The organism is uncultured Aquincola sp. (assembly GCF_964001545.1).
In the GTDB taxonomy this organism is placed as follows: domain Bacteria; phylum Pseudomonadota; class Gammaproteobacteria; order Burkholderiales; family Burkholderiaceae_C; genus Aquincola.
This window is the reverse complement of the sequence record NZ_CAXFDV010000133.1, coordinates 1-2,132: the sequence shown is the minus strand read 5'-3', so window position 1 is coordinate 2,132 and position 2,132 is coordinate 1. Positions and strand designations below refer to the sequence as shown.

The following is a 2,132-nucleotide window of genomic DNA, read 5'->3' as shown; positions in this document are numbered from 1 at the left end:
GCGATGGTGCTGGACTGGCTCAGCAGCACGTCGGCCGCGGTGGGCGTGAGCCGGCCATCGGCCACCGCCGCCAGCGCCAGGCTGTCGAAGCGCTGCAGCGCCGCCAACGCGAAGTTGAAGCTGTACTGCGCGGCGGCGCCGGTGTCGGTGTAGCCCATGGCCATCCAGCGGTGGGCATCGTCGGCGGCCTGGGTCAGCGCCTGGCCGTCCACCACGTCGTAGTAGGCCAGGTTCTCGCGCAGCAGGCCGGTGGACGCGAAGTCAGGGCGGAAGTGGCTCACGCCCTGGCACAGCGCACCGCAGGTCCAGCCGCGGCCGATGGCGGACGACTGCGCCTCGGCCACGGTCTTGGCCGCGTCTTCCTGCAGCACGAAGCCCGCGGCCACCGAGGCCTGTGCGGCGGCATTGACCTTGGCCACGTAGTCGGCATGCGTGGGGTACAGCGCGGCCAGGCGGGCATCGCTGAACGGCACCCAGGCGCCGATGTTGCCGCACTGCAGGCCGTCGGCCCGGGCCACCGGCACGTCGGCGGCGGCCAGGCGGATGCCGCCCAGCGCATTGCCGTCGCCATCACGCGCCACCGATGGCGGCTCGGTGCCGGCCAGCTGGAACAGTGGCCCCGAAGGCGGCACGGCGCCGGTGCGCAGCTGCTGGTCCAGGTGGTGCACCGCGGCACTGACCACATGGCTGAAAGGCGCCCGCGTGCGGGTGGTCACGCTGCCGCCCAGGCAGTTGTCGCTGGGCGTCTTGGCCGGGCCCAGGTCGCGCAGTCGCACGCTGGTGCGGCCCATGCGCTGCACCACGTCGCCATGCGAGGTGGCCGCCACCCACCAGGTGCGGCGGGTGGGCGTGTCGGGCTGCGAGCGGGCCAGGTTGGTGGCAGTGGCTTCCGATTCGCTCAGCACCTTGATCAGCGGCGTGGTCAGGTCGTCGCGCACCGCCGGGTTGGCCACCTGGATCAGCATCGCATCGACGATGGGCGCGCGCAGGTGCACGTAATTGGCATAGGTGCCCATGCGGCTGCCCGACTGCGACATGCCCGCCGCGATCACCCGCTGCGGCACCAGGCCGCCCAGCACCTGCGGTTGCAGGCGCGCCGCCTTCACCGCCTGCGAATAGATGTCGTAGGACAGCGCGTCCTGCGTGACCTTGCCGCCGCCGGTCACATCCAGCGCGCCATAGCGCGCGGGGCTGAACTGCCGCAGGCCGAGCGCGGCATTGGCAATCGCGTTGTCCTGCGCGGTCACGCCCACATAGGCATAACCGGCGCGCAGCAGATAGTCCTTGGCCTGCACCCAGAAGTATTCGCCGTCGAAGCCGTCGGTGACGTTGAGCCACTCCACCACCACGGTACCGTTGAACCTGGCCGGGTCGGCCGGGCGGCGCACCACAAAGCGCGTCTTGTACGGCACGCCGGTGGCCACCACGTTGGCATTGGCCGTGGGCGGCACCGCACTGCTCACCGGGGCGTCGTAGGCCTTGGCCTGGCCTTGCAGGTAGAACTCTTCTTCCACGTAGCCGCGGCTTCGCAGCGCCACGTCGGTGGCAAAGAAGGTGTAGTTGCGGATGGCGCTGTCGAAGCCCTCGCTGACCACCGGGCCGGTGACGGTCGGCGTTTCCACCAGCGGCCAGGCGTCGGCCACCGGCGGCGGCGCGCCCGGCGTGGCGCCTGCATCGTCGCCATCGCTGCCGCAGGCGGCCAGGCCGATGAACGAGAAGGTCAGGGTGGCCTGCGCCAGCCGGCGCCAAGAAAGGGAGAGAGATGGCATGCGGGTCTCCTGGATTTCGGTGTGCATCGCTGCGTTGAAACTGCGTTGGACAGCGCTATCCAAAGCCGTTGGGCCATCCTAAGAACCGCAGCCCGGGCTGCGCCCTAGGGAATACCGCCAGCCGCCGGACGGGCTGGTATCCGGGCGTATCAGCAGGCCAAAGCAGGTGCCCTGCTTGTCTAGACAAGTCAAGGCGGCGGCTCCGCACAACCCCCATCGGCCAAGGGCGATGGTTCAGGCATGCTGGCGCACCCCAGGAGGAGTCAGCCATGCACCAGCAGATCTTCGTCAACCTGCCCATCAAGAACATGCAGCGCTCACGCGCGTTCTTCGAGTCGCTGGGCTACCAGTTCAACCCGCAGT

At 69.7% G+C, this 2,132-nt stretch carries 1 protein-coding gene and 1 pseudogene; one reads left to right on the top strand and one right to left on the bottom strand.

Going from position 1 to position 2,132, the window contains the following annotated elements; translation table 11 throughout:
* A partial coding sequence (locus ABNT58_RS04435) for an alpha/beta hydrolase domain-containing protein (RefSeq protein WP_348752299.1) occupies window positions 1–1,769 on the bottom strand: 1,769 nt, incomplete at its 3' end.
* A 269-nt stretch (window positions 1,770–2,038) separates the two neighbouring features.
* Here ABNT58_RS04435 and ABNT58_RS04430 point away from each other — a divergent pair.
* Window positions 2,039–2,132: pseudogene (locus ABNT58_RS04430) on the top strand (glyoxalase/bleomycin resistance/extradiol dioxygenase family protein); the annotation flags it as partial.